We start from the raw sequence: 20,218 nt of genomic DNA on the forward strand, positions 1-20,218 counted from the left end.
CTTAAGAGAGCCGCCTTTTTAATTTATTTCTTTATTTCTGTCAAGCCGTATGCGTGGCCGCTGGTTGCGACGTGTGGCGCACGTGTGCAATGGCGCGACGCGCCACATCATGTGCCGAGCCTGCGCCCTTGCCGCGCACGAGGAACAGCACCATCAGCACCATGATCAGGTTCAGGCATGCGGAAACGCGCAACGCCCACTGCACGCCAAACACATTAGCCTCAATCAGCACGTTCGCACCGCCACCAAGCTGCGTTTGACGCCATACGGTCAGTGTGCTCATGATCAGGATCAACACGGGAGCACCAATCGCGCCGGCGATTTGGCGTGCCGTATTGGTTACGGCCGAACCGGCTGCGACTTGTGCTGGGGGCAGGCAGTTCAATGACCATGTGGTCAATGGCATCAACACGAAGCCCATGCCAATCTGCCTCGTGAACTGGCTGATCGAGACCCACCAGATCCACGAGGTCATCGACACGAAACTCATCATGATCGTGCCTGTCAACAGCACAATTGTGCCGGTCAACGCCACGGGTCGCGCTCCGAACTTGTCGAGCGCACGGCCGCCAAAATACTGGGAAATGGCTTGGCCCAATGCGCCTGGCAACATCACGAGACCTGAGATTGTGGCTGAATAGCCGCGACAGGTTTGGATGTACATCGGCATGATGACCACGATGGACGAGAATGCGAAGAAGCTCAATGCGGCGATAATCGTACCCGTGCGGAAATTGCGGTTTTTCAATACCGACAGATCAAGCAAGGCGGGTTGTTTGGATTGACCGGCCTTGAAGCGGCGCGTGTTGCGTGTTTGGCGCACCACAAACCAGACAATACCAATGACGCCAATCAGCATTGGAGCCCACACAATTGGATGCCACATTGGATACGACTGGATGTTCGTGAAACCGAACATCAGGCCGCCGAAGCCGAATACTGACAGAGCCACTGAAAAGAAATCAGCATGAGAATTCTTCTCAACTTCACCGAAATTACGTAAGAAGAAGAACGCAAGCAGCATTGCGGCCACGCCACAGAACGTGAGTGTGACGAAAATTGATCGCCAGCCGTTCGCGTCCGTCTGAATGCCACCCAGCGTGGGGCCAATGGCGGGGGCGACGCTCATGGCCATGCCCACGAGGCCCATCGCGGCGCCGCGGCGGTCGAGCGGGAAAATCGAGAACACGGTGATCTGCAGCACGGGCCACATTACGCCAGTGCCCACAGCCTCAAACATGCGGCCGACCAACACAAGCAAGAATGAAGGACTGAGCCACGCCAGAGCGGAGCCGAGCGTGAAAATCAGCATGGAAGCCAACACAATCTGGCGTGTCGAAAAACGGCGTGTCAGATACGCGGTCAACGGCACCATGATGCCCATGATCAGCTGGAATACGGACGTCAGCCACTGACCTGTGGTCACGGTGATTCCAAATTCCTCAACGATGGTGGGCAGCGCGGCGCTCAATTGCAGCTGCGTGAAGTTGCCCATGAACGTGATGAACGTGAGGATTGCGAGCGACACGAACGCGGCGTGCGTCAAGTGACCGTCACGGTACGACTGGTTGCGCGAGAGCGTCTGCGAAAAACGGGCGAGCCCCTGATGCTTGTGCGCGGGCGAATCGTCGACGGTCTCATGGTGAACGTCGCGAGTGTAGGGCTTGAGCGCGGTCGAGGACGGCTGCTGGGGCGGCTGGTTGCGCTGATCCTGAGGCTGCTGATTGTGCTGGGCCTGCTGGTCCTGCGAATCTTGCTGGTTCTGAGCGGAGCCTTGGGGTTGTTCGGGATCGGTGTTGTGGTCGTTACTGTTCGTCAGTATCACCTGCTTGATCGCTGTTGGCAGTATCGGAGGCAGTGTCGGTGAACGCAGTGACGGTTGCGCTGAACGTTTCGCCAGTATTGTCTGTGTCGGCGTTGTTGTCGACGGTGGTTTCAGCAGTTTCCTTGATGTGCTCTTCCAACTCAGCCGAGTTCCAAGGCTGGTCTTCAGGGCTGTATTCCATGACGCTCAGCACGGCGATGCCGCGCGACGTGCGCACAAACACGTTGCCTTTGCCGCCAATTTCTTCCAGACCGTCGAGCAGATGTGCGATTGGTTCGCTGTCGAGCACGGGCAGCACCTGGGCCACGCCCTCGGCATCAATGACACGCAGCGTCTCATCCAAAGCGCCTGTGGCGAGAATCGTGTTGATTTCCTGTTCAAAAGACAGCAGGTCCTGCTCGCTGGAAGCGGGGTCTGTTGCGGATGTAGAGGCGGTGATGGTTGTGGAAGCAAATTCTTCGGTATTTAATGCGTCATCTGGAGTGGAGAAGTCCGCTGAGGATTGGATGACGGGAGTGTCTTGGGTGATGGCGGAATCGGCGGGGGGGGTTTGTGCTGTTGCTGAAGCTCGTGAAGCTGAGTTGGCAGCCTGTACGGGCTCGGCGTGGGGTGAAGCGTTCGAGTCGTTTGTCAAATCGTCGTTCAACGTGGTCATGATTGCACTCATCTCCTTTGCATGCCTTGGGTGAGGCCATTGCCTTCCTCTGATGCCTTCCGCTGCGTTACGTTGTTGTGAGCGGGGCGTTGAAACGGGCGGATAGTAGCCATTGTATGAGTCTCTATACAACAACTTAGATGCCGGTGGAGATGGTGAGCTCAGGGAGAAGCGTGGAGACGTTCAAATTTCTTGAAACGCGATAGCAATATTAGGCATATGGAATTGTATAGTTATGTCGTTCGCGTAATAAAGCCCAGAGTAAAGCCTAGGTTTTGTGTGTGAACAGGAGAACGCACGGTAGCATGAATGTGTGCGGCGAGACGGGGAGGATCTATGTCACAGGCCAAGACGGCTAAACTCGCTGACCTTACGCAACAGAGGTCAGCGCATACATTGCGGTGGCGATTCTCGTTGATTCTGCTGCTGATGGTGCTTGATTTTCTTGTGTATGCCGTGGTGTCATTCATTCTTATCGAGGACTTTGACGAGCTCAGGCAGCCGGTGATTTTCCGTTTTGATGTGCCGATGAACGCGTTCTGGTACATCGTTATTTGCTCGCTGATTTATGTGTGCTGCCTCAAGATGTCTGGCGTGTATCATCGCCATGTGCTTGGTGACGGTTATGAGCTCAACGTGCGTTTGCTCAAAGCGGCCGTAATGGATTTCTGCCTCGTGTGCTCGCTCAATTATGTGCTCGAATCTAAAATCGGCATCCGCATGGTCGTGCTGACGTCGCTGTTCGCGTGGATCGCCACGATGATTATGCGTATGATTGTGCGCTTTATTGTGACGCGCCGCCGGCGTAAAGGTGCCTATACCTACCCGACAGTAATTGTCGGGTCTCCGGAGGGTATTGGGCAGGCGCTCAAATTCATTAATAATCGCAAGCAACTCAATTACAAGGCCATTGCCGTGTGCCCGATCCGCGTGAACCGCAAGACGGGTTTGATTGAGGCTGATGACGATTACGAGGCGCTCAAGACACAGATGAAAGGCCATGGTGGCCACGGCATTATGCCGGTGCGCTATGGCGAGAACATGGGGGAGCGGTTCGCCCAGCTTGGCGCGCAGACGATCATGGTTACCGATGTGCTCGACCGGTTCTCCGACAACCTCAACATGTTCTCGCTGCAAATGGAAGCCATGAACCTTGAGGTCGCGCTCGTCACGTCCGCAGTGGACATCGCGGGCCATGCCACGCGCATCCAAAACCGTAACGGCCTGACGATCATGACGATTTACTTGCCGCAGTATTCGCCATATGAGCAAATCAAGAAGCGCATCTTCGACATTGTGGTTTCGAGTGTGGCCCTTGTGGTGTCGTCGCCAATCATGGCCATCGTGGCTTTGGCCATCAAGATGGAAGATGGCGGCCCAGTGTTCTATAAGCAGGAGCGCATCGGATTGCGCGGCAAGCCGTTTTATATCCACAAGTTCAGGTCGATGTATGTCAATGCGGACGCGCGCCTTGAGGAAGTGCTCAAAGAACAAGGTCAGGAACTTGGCGCCCGATACAAGCTCAAGCATGATCCGCGTATCACCAAGGTCGGCGCATTCATCCGCAAGACGAGCCTGGACGAGTTGCCGCAGTTCTTTGACTCGTTCCGGGGCGCCATGAGTGTGGTGGGTCCACGACCACAGCGCGATTTTGAAGTGCGTGAATATGACCGTGTCTATGCTTCGCGTTTGCTCGTCAAGCCCGGTATTACCGGTCCTTGGCAGGTCTCCGGCCGCAATGATCTGGATGAGGCAGAAAGCCGCCAGCTTGATGTGTCGTATGTGCAGGACTGGAGCGTGATGGGAGACATCGTATACATTCTTCGTACGGTGGGCACGGTGCTGCGGCCAAGCGGCGCGTATTAATGGTGTTGCTGAATAGGGCGGTGAAGTAGCAGGTAGTCGGATGGGCTGGAACGGTACTGGACGGTTTCGAACGGGCTGGGGCGGTTTCGAACGGTCTTGGACGGTACTGACGGTTCTGGGTTGCGGTTGGGCGCTGGTGAGTGATTGTTGATTGCTAAATGCGCCATGCGCTGCTGGGAAAAGCGAGACTGAACAACGTTGGAAGATGTTGGAAGCTTGAGCTTATCCCAGCAGCGCATTGTGCATGCGGCTTGAGTAGAACCGTGCACAATGGAACTGTTGTTTGTTGTGTTGATTATGAGTTGATCATTATTGGAAGTGGGGCGGTTCCATGGCATCCAAAAACCGGCAGCGAGGTGTATCCAACCGACAGCGAGGTGGATCCAAAGGGTTCGTGGTTTGCGTCGTGTTGTTTGTGGCATCGCTTGTGGGATTAGTGGTATCGCTGTGCGATGATTTCGTGGTATCGAGCGATGTGCTTGTTGAAATCTCGGTGCTTGTGCTCTTTATTGCCGGATTCTTTATGACCACGCGCCGCATGCAGTTCATCTACTTGGTGTTCGCCAATCTCTACTGCATTGTGTTTCTTGCGATTTTTGGATATATGACCTATGTGACGACTGACCATGGCATCAGCATTCTGTTTTTGATCCAGATCATTTTCCTTTGCATCAATCTGGTGCCGATTATTTGGCATCATTTGGCGGGTCGCGTGTTCTACTTCACCTATCAACGTCAGCTGATTTACCCTACGATGTTCTTTTTGTTCTTGTTGCTGAGCCGCTTGCCAGGAGGTGCCAACCTTATTGAACAAATCACGCATGAAGTCTTCTCGCTAATCATCTTCTCGCAAGCGTTCAGCATGTTCAACGCGTTCCATACGATTGGCAAGGCCTACCATTTGGCCACCTATGCGCAAGAGTCCGCGGAACTCGGCGAGGACGATGAGGAAGCGGAAATGGAGTAAACAAGCGCAGGCGCTACTCCACCACAGGTATTATTTCAGCGCAGGCACTGTGATAGTAGGAGTATCGCGGACTATCGGACTATAGTGGCAGCGGTGGTTTCTTTTCCCGGGGAGGAGCAATGGTGCATCCGCAGGCTCTATTGGTGACCGGAGGAGCCGGATTTATCGGATCCAATTTTGTGCGTTACGTGCTGCAGCACCATCATGATGTGCACGTGACCGTGCTGGATGCGTTGACCTACGCGGGTAACAGGGACAATCTCTCTGGATTGCCGGACTCCCGACTCAGATTCGTACACGGTGATATTTGCGATGCGGCATTGCTTGATCAAGTGGTGCCTGGGCAAGATGCCATTGTGCATTTTGCCGCCGAGTCACATAATGATGCGGGCATTGCGAATGCGGAACCATTCATGCAGACCAACGTCATTGGCACCATGCGGTTGGTTGAGGCCGCAGTACGCCATGATGTGCGATTCCACCACATCAGCACCGATGAAGTGTATGGTGATTTGGCGCTCGCTGATACGAGCCGGTTCACTGAAACATCGCCGTATAGACCCTCAAGTCCGTATGCCGCATCAAAAGCGGCGTCGGACCATATAGTGCGGGCATGGCATCGAACGCATGGGCTGCGAGCCACCATCAGTAATTGCTCGAACAATTATGGTCCGTACCAACATGTGGAGAAGTTCATCCCGCGTACCATTACCAATATCTTGGATGGCAAACGTCCAAAACTGTATGGCAACGGTCTTAATGTGCGTGATTGGATCCATGTGGACGACCATTCGCGTGCGGTGTGGGAAATTCTGACGCGGGGACGTATTGGGCAGACCTATCTGGTAGGAGCCCAAGGGGAGCACAGCAATATAGAGGTCCTACGGTTGCTGTTGCAATTGATGGGTCAGCCCCACGATGCATTTGATTGGGTCAAGGACCGTCCAGGGCATGACCTTCGTTACGCGCTTGATGCGTCAAAACTCCAACGTGAATTGCAATGGAAGCCTTGTCATACTGACTTTGAGCAAGGGTTGCGGGAGATTGTGTGCTGGTATGCCGCGCATGAATCGTGGTGGAGACCAATGAAAGATGCGGTTGAATCTGTATGTGCCTCCCGTGGACAATAAATCAACAGCCGTCCATCTTGTGAGCAATGCTGCAAATGATTGCAGCCACATGTCTTATTGCTTGAGTGATTGACATTGTTGGAATGCGACACGCGGATACGTCTCGAGCTGTCTCATATTTTACAAGATTTGCCTGATCTGACCCATACGAAGCCGCGATTTGTACTATACTGAAATCAATTGCTAACGTTCTCATCACCGACCCTCACAACTGCCCATCAAGGCATAATCTTCACTGACAGAAGAATAATCATGTGAGAACGCCATGAGAACGTTCGCAGAGCGAAGCTGAATCATTCGGAATATCTGCCAAAAGAGAGGTCGCTTCGCTTACCCGATGTCCAATGAGGAGCATCGAAATGAGAGAGAAAGGAACCACTGTGTCGCACACGGTGACGAACCGGGCTCAGGGTGTTGAAGGAACGGAACCTTCAGTTGCCATGACCGGCTCACGTAATACCAACAGGGGAGCAGCCAAGAAGGCTACTGCCCTTGTTTTGTCTATGGCCACATTGCTGGGTGGCCTGTCGCTTGGTGTTTCAACCGCACAAGCGGCGATCCCGACTACGAGCTACGACCGCACTCTTGGCAATGCCACATTCGAGGCGGCACGCCAGCAGAACGGCTTGGCCAAGGAGATGAGCTACGGCTCCATCCTGCATGCTTGGATGTGGTCGGCCAACACACTGAAGTCCAAGATGGCAGAGATTGCCGATGCAGGCTATACCACGATTCAGACAGTTCCGATTGCAGAAATCAAGGGACCTGTCCGCGGTATGCAATTCGACGAGAACTGGTACTTCGTGTATCAGCCCACTGGCACCAAGATTGGCAACAAGGTTATTGGTACCGAGGCTGAAATTCAGGCTATGACGGCTGAAGCCCATAAGTACGGCATCCGCGTCATTGCCGACGGCGTTATCAACCACTTCTCCTCCGACTGGAACGCCATTGATCCCGAGTGGCAAGACAAGAACCTGTTTCACACGCGTAACGGCATTTGCGGTGGCGCAGATGGCGACAAGATCAATTACGGCGAACGTTGGCAGGTCACTCAGTGCCATCTGTTGGGTCTGTGGGATTTGAACACGCAGAGCCAGGAAGTGTCCAACCGCATGCACGATTATCTGTCGCGTGCAGTGGCTGACGGTATTGACGGCTTCCGCTACGATGCGGCCAAGCACATTGAGCTTCCGAACGAATTCGCTACGTATTCTCCTTACTACGACACCATCCTGCCGAACGGCGCCCAGTACCAGTATGGTGAGGTGCTGCAGGGTGACTCCGGTCTGAACGCAGCCGCATATCCGGCCCTGTTCGATAAGTACTCGACGAACGGCGGCGGTAACACCGCTTCCAAGTTCGGTGGTACTATCCGTGCTGCTATCAACTCGGGCCGCGTTTCTGCCTCCTCCATGCGTAACTTGCAGGGCGATGGTGTGCGCGACAACCAGCTTGTCACTTGGGTTGAGTCGCACGATAACTACGCCAACAAGGAAATGGATGGCCACGGCGTTTCCTCGGCCATCTCGGCCGAAAAGATTCGTAAGGGCTGGGCCCTGATTGCATCACGTGCTGGTGGCGCTCCGCTGTTCTTCAACCGTCCGGTCGGTTCCGGTGGTCCTAGCCAGCCGCAGTTCTCTGAGCGGACCCAGCTGGGCTCCGCTGGCGATGACGAATGGAAGCATCCTGAGGTCAAGTGGGTCAACAAGTTCCGTAACGCTATGGAAGGCTCGCCTGAGAACCTGCAGAACTGCAACGGCGACCAGTCCTGTGTGACAATCGAACGTGGTATTGCTGATGGCAACAGCGGCAGCGACGGCCTCGTCGCTGTCAACCTGGGCGGCGGTGACAAGGATCTTGCCGGCATGTCGACCATCCTTGACGACGGTACCTATAAGGACCAGGTCAATGGCGGTTCCATCACTGTGTCGGGCGGCAAGATCACTTCCGGCCGCGCTGCCGGCAACAAGGTCAGCGTCTTCTGGAACAACGAAGGCGGCTCCAATATTGGTGCAGAGTCCATCAGCGCCGCTCCGATGAATACCACGTTCACGGGCAACGGTATCGAAGTCACACTGCGCGCACAGAACGCCACCGATTTGAAGTGGACGACTTCCGATGGCAAGTCGGGCACGTTCGCATCCGGCGAGAAGATCACGGTCGGTGCCTCGGCACAGGTCGGCGACACCATCACGTTGACCATTACGGGTAAGGGCACCGGCGCTGAAGGCAAGAGCCTCAAGCAGACCTATACCTACACGAAGACCGAGCGCTCGTCTCAGAACCTGGCCAAGTACTACACCACCAACACCACGGGTCAGAAGATCAAGAAGACGATCTCGGTTGATGGTGCTGCTGGTGACTGGGACAGCTCCATGCTGATCGCCCAGGGTACGGCCAACGATGATCCGCGTATTTACCGTGAAAACTCGATGTATGAGATGCCTATCGATCTCTATGCGCTTTACGGTACCTACGATGACAACAACCTGTACCTGATGTGGGAAATGACGAACGTCCAGGATGTCGTTGACCAAATGGACAACTATCCAATCGGCCGTCCTGCCCATGTGGAGAAGGGCCCTGCAATCTGGATCGCTCTGGACACGGGTCGTCCTGACAACCGTGTTGGCAAGAATGCCAATCTGCAAACTGGTGGCACCATCTGGGATTCTCGCATCTCTTGGGAGCAGAATGTCAACAACGTCATTGGCCTTGCTGTGAAGAAGGGCGAGAACGGTCCGTGGGTGTACGGCGGTGACGAAACCGGTCTGAGCGCTACAGCACTCTACGGTCCCGGTGCTGATCCGAAGTCGGGTACTCAGAAGAGCAACATCCAGTATGCTGCTGGAACCGGCCTGCTGAGCAAGTCCGTCATGGGTCTCGAAGGCGGTTGGGGTCACTACAACAACCGTCTGCCAGGCGACATGAAGAACGACAATGGTCCTTGGGTTGACTTCATGTCCAAGGGGCACAACCCCAGCACGCAGGATTCAATCTGCGAGATTGCAATTCCGCTCGAGGAACTCGGCATCTCTGCTGCTGACGTTGAGAAGACCGGTGTTGGCGTGCAGGTTGTGGCAACCATGGGTCTGTCCGGTATGGACTCCCTGCCTTACGATCTGACGGTCAATGACAACGCTGATCTGCCCGATACGCAGTCCCAGGAGAACAACTCTTACGAGAAGTCCGATGAGGATTCGTTCTCGGTGCCTATGGCCCGCATCGGCAACGCTGGTGGCGAAGTAGAAATCATTCCGGTCGATTCTGTGACAATTGCCGGTGGCGACATCTCCATCGACCTTGGCACGTCTCGCACGGCTCAGGTTTCCGCTACGGTCAGCCCGGCTAACGCAACTTCCAAGAAGGTCACGTGGGCATCGTCGAACGAGGCTGTGGCCAAGATCGACAAGAATGGCAAGATCACGGCCTCCAAGGCTGGCACGACTACTATCACCGCAACGGCCGGTGGCAAGTCCGCTTCCATTAAGGTCACGGTGACTGGTGAGCTCGTAATCCCGACCACCACGACGGTCTACTATCCGTCCGCAACCTACGGTGCTAACTCCACTTACCTGCATTACCGCGTGAATAAGAACGGTGCTGCTGGCACTTGGACCACGGTTCCTGGTGTGAAGATGGAAGCCGCTTGCGATGGCTGGGTCAAGTACACGGTTGACAACCCGAACCAAGACGAAGTCGAGTTCGTGATCAACAACGGTGCTGGCGCTTGGGATAACAACGGTGAAGCCAACTACAAGGGCACGGGTGAATCCCTGAAGCTCCAGAACGGCACGCTGACTGTTGACTCCGCTCCATGCGTGGTGGATGTGCCTGTCTCCTCGGTGTCGATTGCTGGTGGCGATTTCTCGCTGGCTGTGGATGCCACGAAGCAGCTTTCTGCTTCGGTTGCTCCGTCGAACGCGACGGACAAGGTCGTGTCGTGGAAGTCGTCGGATGCGGCTGTCGCCACGGTTGACGCTTCGGGCAAGGTGATGGCGAAGAAGGCTGGTTCGGCCACGATTACGGCTTCGGCTGGTGGCAAGTCGTCGTCGGTGACGGTGACGGTGGTTTCGGCTTTGGTGCCGGTGTCGTCGGTGACGATTTCCCCGTCGTCGTTGTCGTTGAAGAAGGGTGAGTCGGGCCAGTTGACGGCCACGGTTGCCCCGTCGAACGCTTCGGACAAGACGGTGACGTGGCGTTCGAGCAATCCTGCTGTGGTGTCGGTTGACGCGGATGGCAAGGTGACGGCGCTCAAGGCTGGTGTGGCCGCGGTGACGGCTACGGCTGGTGGTGTGGCGTCTTCGGCGATCGCGGTGTCGGTGACGGAGACGACGGTGGTGCCGGTGACGGGTGTGCAGGTGTCCGATCCGGCGGATGGCAAGCTGGAGTTGACTGTTGGCGCTTCGCACCAGGTCAAGGCTTCGGTGACCCCGTCGAACGCAACGGACCAAACAGTGTCGTATTCGTCGACCAACGCTTCGGTGGTGAGTGTCTCGTCGACCGGCGTGGTCACTGCGAAGACTGAAGGCACTGCAAACATCATTGTGTCCGCTTCGGGCCATGCTGCACTGGTGTCCGTGAAGGTGACACCGCGTAAGGTGCAGTTTACGGATGTGCCGGTGTCGGCGTGGCAGGCGTCTGATATTCAGTGGCTTGCTGACAATGCCATTTCGATGGGCAATGGTGATGGCACGTTCGGGTTTGGCAAGTCGTTGAACCGTCGTGACATGGCTATTTTCCTGTATCGTTTGGCGAAGTTGAATGGTGACGCTTCGGCGGCGTCGTTCAAGCCTTCGGCTGCGGATTATGCTCGGTTCTCGGATGTCAAGCAGGGGTCGTTTGGTGCGACCGAGGTGTTGTGGTTGGCGTCCAAGGGTGTGATCAAGGGGTTCGAGGATGGTTCGTTCCGTGGGGACAAGTCGTTGAACCGTCAGGATTCGGCGATTTACCTGTATCGTTTCGCGAAGGTGATGGGTGACGCTTCGGCGTCGTCGTTCAAGCCTTCGGCTGCGGATTACGCGCGGTTCTCGGATGTCAAGCAGGGTTCGTTTGGTGCCACGGAGATTTTGTGGTTGACCAGTGTGGGCATTGTCAAGGGCAACACGGACGGCACGTTCCGTGGTGGCAGCAACCTCACTCGTGAGGACATGGCCGTGTTCCTGCACCGCACACACAACCATCTGAACAAATAAGCCCAAACGTCGGTATACCGGCAACAATGACAGGATAATTGGCTGATTACATAGCAGATATCTTTGTCGCCTAGGGGGCGAGACGGTAGTCCCGCCCCCTATTTTTACACATTATTCTTGTGGATACTCATTCTTGTAAGGAAGCAACGAATGTCATTTTCTTCGTCTTTCCTCGCCATGAGGAAGAAAGCTATTGCTGGCTTGCTGGCAGTGGCCACAATGGGAGCAGGGCTAGCGGTATCCGTTTCGCAGCCAGAGGCCGCCCAGGCAGCAACGCGAGACAGCTACTCCGACACGATCGGCAATCCGTCGTTTGAGGCAGCCCGCAACAAGTACGGCCTGACCAAGAACATGCGTGATGGTTCCACGTTGCATACGTTCATGTGGTCGTTCAAGACGATTACTGAGCATATGCCGGAAATCGCACAGGCCGGCTATACGTCAATTCAGACGAACAATGTTTCGGCTGTCAAAGACAATAGTGAACTCGGCAAAGGCAACTGGTATCTCAACTGGTACTACATTTACCAGCCGACCGACACGACCGTTGGCAACTACATCCTCGGTACTGCCGAAGAGTTCAAGACGATGTGCGATACCGCTCATCAGTATGGCGTGCGCGTCATCGTCGATGCTGTCGCCAACCATTTCACCTCCGACTTTGATGTGATCGAACCGGCATGGCAAGACAAATCCCTGTTCCATGTGAACAAGGGCAATATCAGCGATTACAACGATCGTGAAGACTGCACGCAGAATCAGCTGTCGGGCCTGTGGGATCTCAATACGCAGAGCAAGGAAGTCGAAAACCGCATGGCCGACTTCTACAAGCAGGTCGTCGCGCTGGGTGCCGACGGTTTCCGTTATGATGCTGCAAAGCATATCGAGCTGCCGGGAGAATTCGGTGGCTCAACGTATTGGACCGGCATTCTGAACAATGGTTCGCAGTACCAGTACGGTGAAGTGCTGCAAGACAAGAACGTGCGCGAAGTGGATTACGCGAACATGTTCTCGCAATCCTCGATCGGTGGCGGCGGTGTCACGGGTTCCGATTACGGCCAGGAAATGCGCAACTCGATGAACGACCGTTCGCTTTCTGCACGTTTCTTCTCCGACTACCGCATGGGCACCAGCCCCGACAAGATTGTCACCTGGATTGAATCGCACGACAATTACTGCGATCGCCAGTCCGAGAAGTTCACTGAAGAGCAGGTTCGCGGCGCCTATGCAACGATGAACGCACGCGGTGAGACGATGACGCTGTTCTTCAACCGCCCTTACGCTTCGGGTGGTACGCAGCCGTGGTTCTCTGAGAAGTCAAAGATCGGTGACGTTGGCGCCGACGATTGGAAGCAGCCTGGCATTGTCGCGTCGAACCATTTCCGTAACGCTATGGTTGGCAACGACATGAACACCGTCAACTGCGGCGGTGACCAGTGCGTCATGGTCGAGCGATACAAGAAGAACGGCAGCTCTGCCGATGACGGTCTGCTCGTCGCAACGACTGAACGTGGCGGTTCGTCAATCAATGGCATGAGCACGAAGCTCGACGACGGTGTGTATACCGATGAAGTCTCGGGCGCGAAGCTCACTGTTTCCGGCGGCAAGATTTCCGCCACTGAAATCGGCCCGAACACGGTCGCCGCGTTCTACAACGCCAAGGTTGACACGACGCCGATTTCGTCCGCGACTGCCGCTCCTAATCAGGGTGTTATTGAAGACACGAAGAGCGTCACGCTGCGTTCGTTCAATATGGCGAACGCCTCGTACAGCACGTCCGAAGGCGCTTCCGGTTCGTTCAAGGACGGCGACATCATCGAAATTGGCGGTTCTACCGGTTCCGGCGGCACCGTGACCGTCACCGTGAGCGGTACCGGCAACAACGGCAAGCAGGTGAACAAGACCTTCACCTACACGAAGGAAACAGTCACTCCAGTTGATACGTTGACGATTTCCGGCGACGGTGTCTCGAACAACACGCTCACTATCGATCTCGCGTCCGCCACGAGCGCGCAGCTTGAGGCAACGTATACTCCTGCGAACGCGACCGTCAAGAAGGTCACCTGGACTTCTTCTGATCCGACTGTTGCGACCGTCTCGTCGACGGGCGCTGTCGAGGCGATCAAGGCCGGCTCGACTACAATCTCCGTGACTGCAGGTGACAAGACCACGTCGATTTCTGTGCGTGTGACTGGCGATATTCCCGTCGACCAGATGACAACTATTTATTACCCATCTAGCACCTATGGCAAAGACTCCACCTATATCCATTACCGTGTCGGAGACGGCGCATGGACTGTGGCGCCTGGCGAAAAGATGAGTGAAGCATGCGATGGCTGGGTTTCCAAGCGCATCACGACAGGCGGCAAGGCCGTGACGTTCGATTTCAACAACGGTGCCGGCGCTTGGGACAACAACGGAGGCAAGGATTACACCGGTAAGGGCACGACCCTTGTGGTGGAGAAGGGTCAAATTGGCGTAACAGTGCCGTGCAAGACCACTCCGGATCCGGTTGTCGTGCCGGTTTCTTCGGTGTCGATTGCTGGTGGCGATTTCTCGCTGACGGAAGGCGCGTCGAAGCAGTTGTCTGCGACGGTTGCTCCTTCGAATGCGACGGACAAGGTCGTGTCGTGGAAGTCTTCGAATGCGACTGTCGCCACGGTTGACGCTTCGGGCAACGTGACTGCGAAGAAGGCTGGTACAGCTACAATCACGGCTACGGCTGGTGGCAAGTCGTCGTCGGTGACGGTCACTGTGTCGGCCGCTTCGGTTGATGTTCCTGTTGAGTCGGTGTTGGTGTCTCCGTCGTCGTTGGTGTTGAGGAGGGGTGAGTCGGGGCAGTTGTCGGCTTCGGTTGCCCCGTCGGATGCGTCGGACAAGTCGGTGGTGTGGTATTCGAGCAATCCTGCTGTGGCTTCGGTTGACGCTTCGGGCAAGGTGACGGCGCTCAAGGCTGGTGTGGCCGCGATCACGGCTTCGGCTGGTGGTGTGGTGTCGTCGGCGGTATCGGTGACGGTGACGGACACGGTGGTTCCGGTGACGGGTATCACGGTGGACGATCCGGCTGATGGCAAGCTGGGGTTGCAGGAGGGCGCGTCGAAGGTGATCCGCACGACGGTGACGCCGTGGAACGCGTCGGATCCGACTGTGGTGTATTCGTCGACCGATCCTACGGTTGTCAAGGTTTCGGCTGATGGCATGGTCACGGGTGTCAAGGCTGGTACCGCGTATGTGCTGGTTTCGGCTTCCGGTTTCGCGCAGGTGGTCGAGGTGACGGTGTCGCCGCGTAAGACGGTGTTTACGGATGTGCCGGTGTCGGCGTGGCAGGCGTCTGATATTCAGTGGCTTGCTGACAATGCCATTTCGATGGGCAATGGTGATGGCACGTTCGGGTTTGGCAAGTCGTTGAACCGTCGTGACATGGCTATTTTCCTGTATCGTTTGGCGAAGTTGAATGGTGACGCTTCGGCGGCTTCGTTCAAGCCTTCGGCTGCGGATTATGCTCGGTTCTCGGATGTCAAGCAGGGGTCGTTTGGTGCGGCCGAGGTGTTGTGGTTGGCGTCCAAGGGTGTGATCAAGGGGTTCGAGGATGGTTCGTTCCGTGGGGACAAGTCGTTGAACCGTCAGGATTCGGCGATTTACCTGTATCGTTTCGCGAAGGTGATGGGTGACGCTTCGGCGTCGTCGTTCAAGCCTTCGGCTGCGGATTACGCGCGGTTCTCGGATGTCAAGCAGGGTTCGTTTGGTGCCACGGAGATTTTGTGGTTGACCAGTGTGGGCATTGTCAAGGGCAACACGGACGGCACGTTCCGTGGTGGCAACAACCTCACTCGTGAGGACATGGCCGTGTTCCTGCACCGCACACACAACCATCTGAACAAGTAGTGTGACGGCGGCTTGCCGCCGTTGCCACCGGTTTTCTGGGGAGGTTTGGAACAACACACCCAAACCTCCCTTTTATTGTTTCATAACGTGGACGCATCACTGATATAAGGTTAATCATCTATCCTCTTGAGTTGCTGGAAAACAGTCAATAAATGCTTATGAGCATTTCCTCTTTGCATTGTTTCTGATGCCAACGTTGTCACAATTTCGGGAAAACCACGGTTTGTGTGCGACAGATACTTTATACTTGTCCTAATGCCAACGATTGCACTATGGAGTGTGAGCTTGATGATAGTTGGTACTGAAGTTCGAGAATCCTACTATTTCAAGGCTTTCAGTACAAACAACGTGGAAAAGCATAATCGACTGGCAGCTGAATGAAAGATACCGTGATGTCGTTATCGCAGCTTCTTTCAATCGGAATGTAGAGAGAGCTTCGGCAAGCAGTATTTCGGATGTTGCCGAAGGATAGGAAAGGAACCTAGCAGTGTCCCATCCTGCACCAGAATCGCGGGCGTCACAGGGTGTCAATGATGTGAATACATCGTGGCATTCCACTGCCCGGACCATTGGCAAGAAGTCAACAGCCTTCGTGATTTCTGCAGCGACCATGCTTGGTGGCATGGCTGTTGTCACGAATACCGCGCAAGCCGCCAATGGACCCACCACCAGCTACGATCGCACACTCGGCAATCCCACGTTTGAGGCTGCGCGCCAAGCCAATGGCCTTGCCAAAGAGATGAGCTATGGCGCAATCCTTCACGCCTGGATGTGGTCGGCCAACACGATCAAAGCCCATATGGCTGAGATTGCCGATGCTGGCTATACCACCATCCAGACTGTTCCCATTTCTGAAATCAAGGGCCCCATGCATGGAGGCCAGTTCACTGAAAACTGGTATTACGTATATCAGCCTTCCGGCACCAAGATTGGCAACAAGGTCATTGGTACCGAAGCTGAAATCAGGGCTATGACTGCTGAAGCCCATAAATATGGCATTCGAGTCATTGCTGACGGTGTGATCAACCATTTCACTGCGGATTGGAATGCCATCGATCCTGAATGGCAGCGCAGCGAGTATTTCCACACGCGTACTGAAGGTAACTGCGGTGATAACGGTACTGCCATCAATTATAGTCAGCGTTGGCAGGTTACTCACTGCCATTTGCTGAGCTTGTGGGATCTGAACACTGAAAACCAGACCGTCGCCAACAAGATGAAGGACTATCTGGTTCGCGCAGTGGATGCCGGCATTGACGGTTTCCGTTATGATGCGGCGAAGCATATTGAGCTTCCAAACGAGTTCAGCACATATTCGCCTTACTACGACACGATTCTTCCCAACGGTGCACAGTACCAGTATGGCGAAGTGCTCCAAGGCGACAACGGCCTGAACGCTCCGGCTTATCCTGCCCTGTTCTCCAAGTATTCAACGAATGGTGGCGGCAACACCGCATCCAAGTTCGGCAATGCATTGCGTGGCGCCCTGCAAGGCTACAACCTGAACGCAGGCAACCTTTCCAACCTGCAAGGTGATGGTGTGCGCGACAACCAGCTTGTCACCTGGGTTGAATCGCACGATACATATGCCAACACGAACGAGTATTCTTCGCAGTTGAATGCATGGCAGATGCGCATGGGCTGGGGTGTTGTGGCATCCAAGTCCGGTGGCGCTCCACTGTTCTTCAACCGTCCGGCCGGTTCCGGCGGTAGCAACCCCCGATTTGCCGAGCGCTCCTCGTTGGGTGATGCTGGCGATGACGAGTGGAAGCATCCAGAAGTTGTGGCGGTCAACCATTTCCGCAATGCCATGGAAGGCAACGCGGAATTTATGCGCAATTGCCAGGGCGGCAACCAGTGCCTGATGATTGAGCGTTACAAGACCGATGGCAACAGCAACAATGATGGTGTCACCGTTGTCAACATGGGTGGCGAGAAGAATCTCGCTGGCATGGCCACCACGCTTGATGATGGCACATATACCGATCAGGTCTATGGCGGCACGCTGACGGTGCAGAACAAGAAGATCACTTCTGGTAACGCTCCTGCAGGCAAGATTGCCGTGTACTTCAATGGTTCCGCATCCAAGCGCGGTGTCGTTTCCGTGTCCGGCGCCAAGTCGTTCAAGACTGATACCACCACGGTTACGCTGAACTCCCGCAATGTGACCAATACCCGTTACACCACAAGCGAGGGCGCATCCGGCTCCTATACGGATGGACAGACCATCACGATTGGCCGTAACACCTCGTATGGCAGCTCGATTACCGTTACCGTGACAGGTACCTGCGAAGACGGCTCCCAAGTCACGGATTCGTTGACAGTTCTGAAGAAGGACCCGAATGCTGTGGTGAGCTACACCGCATATGCGAAGAAGCCGTCGACGTGGAGCAGCATTTATGCATATGCCTATGTCGATAACAACGCCACGGGCTCGAACGTCATTGAGAATGCCGCTTGGCCTGGTGAGTTGATGACGGCTGAGTCGGATGCCTGCAATGGCACTGCCGATCAGGTTTATGAGATTCCTGAGGAAATGATTGAAGAAGCGGGCGATTCCCCAATCCGCATTATCTTCAATAATGGTGGCCCTGGCCAGATTGCCGGCAACAAGTTCCCAGGCGATGCCGTGTCGACTGATCCCGAGGATCATGTGGACGCAGCAGGCCTCCAAATCGATGGTTCCTATGTGTGGGATGGCAACCTGACTGTTTCCTCGACTTCGTGGACTGAGGCAGCATGCGCACCAATCGTGGTCAATTCCATCTCCATTAACGGTGCGAACAACGGTCAACTCTCGCTTGATCTGGCAGATGCTCCGACCGCCAAGCTGACGGCTGTGGTTGATCCCGCCAATGCCAAGGTTTCGTGGTCTTCGTCCAACGCCAAAGTGGTTTCGGTCAACAATGGTGTCGTCACTGGTGTTGCCAAGGGTACGGCCACTGTCACCGCTAAGGCTGGCGACAAGTCCGCTTCCGTTACCGTGACGGTGACGGGCGAACCTCCTGTGGTGGCCTCCACGACCATCTATTACCCGGCTTCGAAGTTTGGTGCTAACTCCACTTACCTACATTACCGCGTGAACAAGAACGGTGCTGCCGGCACTTGGACCACGGTTCCTGGTGTGAAGATGGAAGCCGCTTGCGATGGCTGGGTCAAGTACACGGTTGACAACCCGAACCAAGACGAAGTCGAGTTCGTGATCAACAACGGTGCTGGCGCTTGGGACAACAACGGTAAGAAGAACTACACCGGTACCGGCGCCAACCTCGTTATCGAGAACGGCAAGGTAGGAACTATCGCTCCTTGTGTGGTCGAGGTTCCGGTTTCTTCGGTGTCGATTGCTGGTGGCGATTTCTCGCTGACGGAAGGCGCGTCGAAGCAGTTGTCTGCGACGGTTGCTCCTTCGAATGCGACGGACAAGGTCGTGTCGTGGAAGTCGTCGGATGCGGCTGTCGCCACGGTTGACGCTTCGGGCAAGGTGACGGCGAAGAAGGCTGGTACTGCCACGATTACGGCTTCGGCTGGTGGCAAGTCGTCGTCGGTGACGGTGACGGTGGCTTCGGCTTCGGTGCCGGTGTCGTCGGTGACGATTTCCCCGTCGTCGTTGTCGTTGAAGAAGGGTGAGTCGGGCCAGTTGACGGCCACGGTTGCCCCGTCGAACGCTTCGGACAAGACGGTGACGTGGCGTTCGAGCAATCCTGCTGTGGTGTCGGTTGACGCGGATGGCAAGGTGACGGCGCTCAAGGCTGGTGTGGCCGCGGTGACGGCTACGGCTGGTGGTATGGCGTCTTCGGCGATCGCGGTGTCGGTGACGGAGACGACGGTGGTGCCGGTGACGGGTGTGCAGGTGTCCGATCCGGCGGATGGCAAGCTGGAGTTGACTGTTGGCGCTTCGCACCAGGTCAAGGCTTCGGTGACCCCGTCGAACGCAACGGACCAAACAGTGTCGTATTCGTCCACGAACGCCTCAATCGCTTCGGTATCCACTTCGGGTGTAGTGACGGCGAAGGCGCAGGGTTCGGCTTCGATCATCGTGTTCGCGAATGGTCATGCGGCCACGGTTGAAGTGAAGGTGACACCGCGTAAGGTGCAGTTTACGGATGTGCCGGTGTCGGCGTGGCAGGCGTCTGATATTCAGTGGCTTGCTGACAATGCCATTTCGATGGGCAATGGTGATGGCACGTTCGGGTTTGGCAAGTCGTTGAACCGTCGTGACATGGCTATTTTCCTGTATCGTTTGGCGAAGTTGAATGGTGACGCTTCGGCGGCGTCGTTCAAGCCTTCGGCTGCGGATTATGCTCGGTTCTCGGATGTCAAGCAGGGGTCGTTTGGTGCGACCGAGGTGTTGTGGTTGGCGTCCAAGGGTGTGATCAAGGGGTTCGAGGATGGTTCGTTCCGTGGGGACAAGTCGTTGAACCGTCAGGATTCGGCGATTTACCTGTATCGTTTCGCGAAGGTGATGGGTGACGCTTCGGCGTCGTCGTTCAAGCCTTCGGCTGCGGATTACGCGCGGTTCTCGGATGTCAAGCAGGGTTCGTTTGGTGCCACGGAGATTTTGTGGTTGACCAGTGTGGGCATTGTCAAGGGCAACACGGACGGCACGTTCCGTGGTGGCAGCAACCTCACTCGTGAGGACATGGCCGTGTTCCTGCACCGCACACACAACCATCTGAACAAATAAGCCCAGAC

Annotated in this window: 8 protein-coding genes; 6 read left to right on the plus strand and 2 right to left on the minus strand. The window is 55.5% G+C overall.

Annotated features, from left to right (window positions below; translation table 11 throughout):
* Positions 1–40 precede the first annotated feature (40 nt).
* Together BGLCM_RS03385 and BGLCM_RS08755 are read right to left on the minus strand one after the other, a co-directional pair.
* On the minus strand, positions 41–1,825 hold the full coding sequence (locus BGLCM_RS03385; RefSeq protein ID WP_006295741.1) for an MDR family MFS transporter: 1,785 nt from the start codon (positions 1,823–1,825) through the stop codon (positions 41–43).
* Positions 1,806–2,480 carry a hypothetical protein gene (locus tag BGLCM_RS08755; protein ID WP_420796144.1) on the minus strand — a complete coding sequence of 225 codons (675 nt, stop codon included), beginning with the start codon at positions 2,478–2,480 and terminating at the stop codon, positions 1,806–1,808. The genes BGLCM_RS03385 and BGLCM_RS08755 overlap by 20 nt, the downstream gene beginning before the upstream one ends.
* A 336-nt stretch (positions 2,481–2,816) precedes the next feature.
* Between BGLCM_RS08755 and BGLCM_RS03395 the strand changes: the two genes are divergently transcribed.
* From BGLCM_RS03395 to BGLCM_RS08015, 6 genes are all read left to right on the plus strand, one after another.
* Positions 2,817–4,346 carry a sugar transferase gene (locus BGLCM_RS03395; RefSeq protein WP_006295739.1) on the plus strand — a complete coding sequence of 510 codons (1,530 nt, stop codon included), beginning with the start codon at positions 2,817–2,819 and terminating at the stop codon, positions 4,344–4,346.
* A 394-nt stretch (positions 4,347–4,740) separates the two neighbouring features.
* On the plus strand, positions 4,741–5,313 hold the full coding sequence (locus BGLCM_RS03400; protein ID WP_148401488.1) for a hypothetical protein: 573 nt from the start codon (positions 4,741–4,743) through the stop codon (positions 5,311–5,313).
* A 119-nt stretch (positions 5,314–5,432) separates the two neighbouring features.
* Positions 5,433–6,443 carry a dTDP-glucose 4,6-dehydratase gene (gene rfbB / locus BGLCM_RS03405; RefSeq protein WP_006295737.1) on the plus strand — a complete coding sequence of 337 codons (1,011 nt, stop codon included), beginning with the start codon at positions 5,433–5,435 and terminating at the stop codon, positions 6,441–6,443.
* A 359-nt stretch (positions 6,444–6,802) separates the two neighbouring features.
* Positions 6,803–11,641 (plus strand): Ig-like domain-containing protein, encoded by a 4,839-nt coding sequence (locus BGLCM_RS08005; protein WP_162176551.1) that lies wholly within the window; start codon positions 6,803–6,805, stop codon positions 11,639–11,641.
* A gap of 150 nt (positions 11,642–11,791) precedes the next feature.
* The gene (locus tag BGLCM_RS08010) at positions 11,792–15,526 is read left to right on the plus strand and encodes an Ig-like domain-containing protein (protein ID WP_052295140.1); all 3,735 of its coding nucleotides are present in this window, start codon (positions 11,792–11,794) and stop codon (positions 15,524–15,526) included.
* 622 nt (positions 15,527–16,148) lie between these two features.
* The gene (locus BGLCM_RS08015) at positions 16,149–20,210 is read left to right on the plus strand and encodes an Ig-like domain-containing protein (protein WP_162176552.1); all 4,062 of its coding nucleotides are present in this window, start codon (positions 16,149–16,151) and stop codon (positions 20,208–20,210) included.
* Positions 20,211–20,218 lie beyond the last annotated feature (8 nt).

It is taken from the genome of Bifidobacterium gallicum DSM 20093 = LMG 11596 (genome assembly GCF_000741205.1).
In the GTDB taxonomy this organism is placed as follows: domain Bacteria; phylum Actinomycetota; class Actinomycetes; order Actinomycetales; family Bifidobacteriaceae; genus Bifidobacterium; species Bifidobacterium gallicum.

Bases quoted from the DNA above. Each gene is read 5' to 3' on its own strand.
- BGLCM_RS08005 (WP_162176551.1), top strand. From the start codon at position 6,803: ATGAGAGAGAAAGGAACCACTGTGTCGCACACGGTGACGAACCGGGCT.
- BGLCM_RS08015 (WP_162176552.1), top strand. From the start codon at position 16,149: ATGGCTGTTGTCACGAATACCGCGCAAGCCGCCAATGGACCCACCACC.
- BGLCM_RS03395 (WP_006295739.1), top strand. From the start codon at position 2,817: ATGTCACAGGCCAAGACGGCTAAACTCGCTGACCTTACGCAACAGAGG.
- rfbB (WP_006295737.1), top strand. From the start codon at position 5,433: ATGGTGCATCCGCAGGCTCTATTGGTGACCGGAGGAGCCGGATTTATC.
- BGLCM_RS08755 (WP_420796144.1), bottom strand. From the start codon at position 2,480: ATGACCACGTTGAACGACGATTTGACAAACGACTCGAACGCTTCACCC.
- BGLCM_RS08010 (WP_052295140.1), top strand. From the start codon at position 11,792: ATGTCATTTTCTTCGTCTTTCCTCGCCATGAGGAAGAAAGCTATTGCT.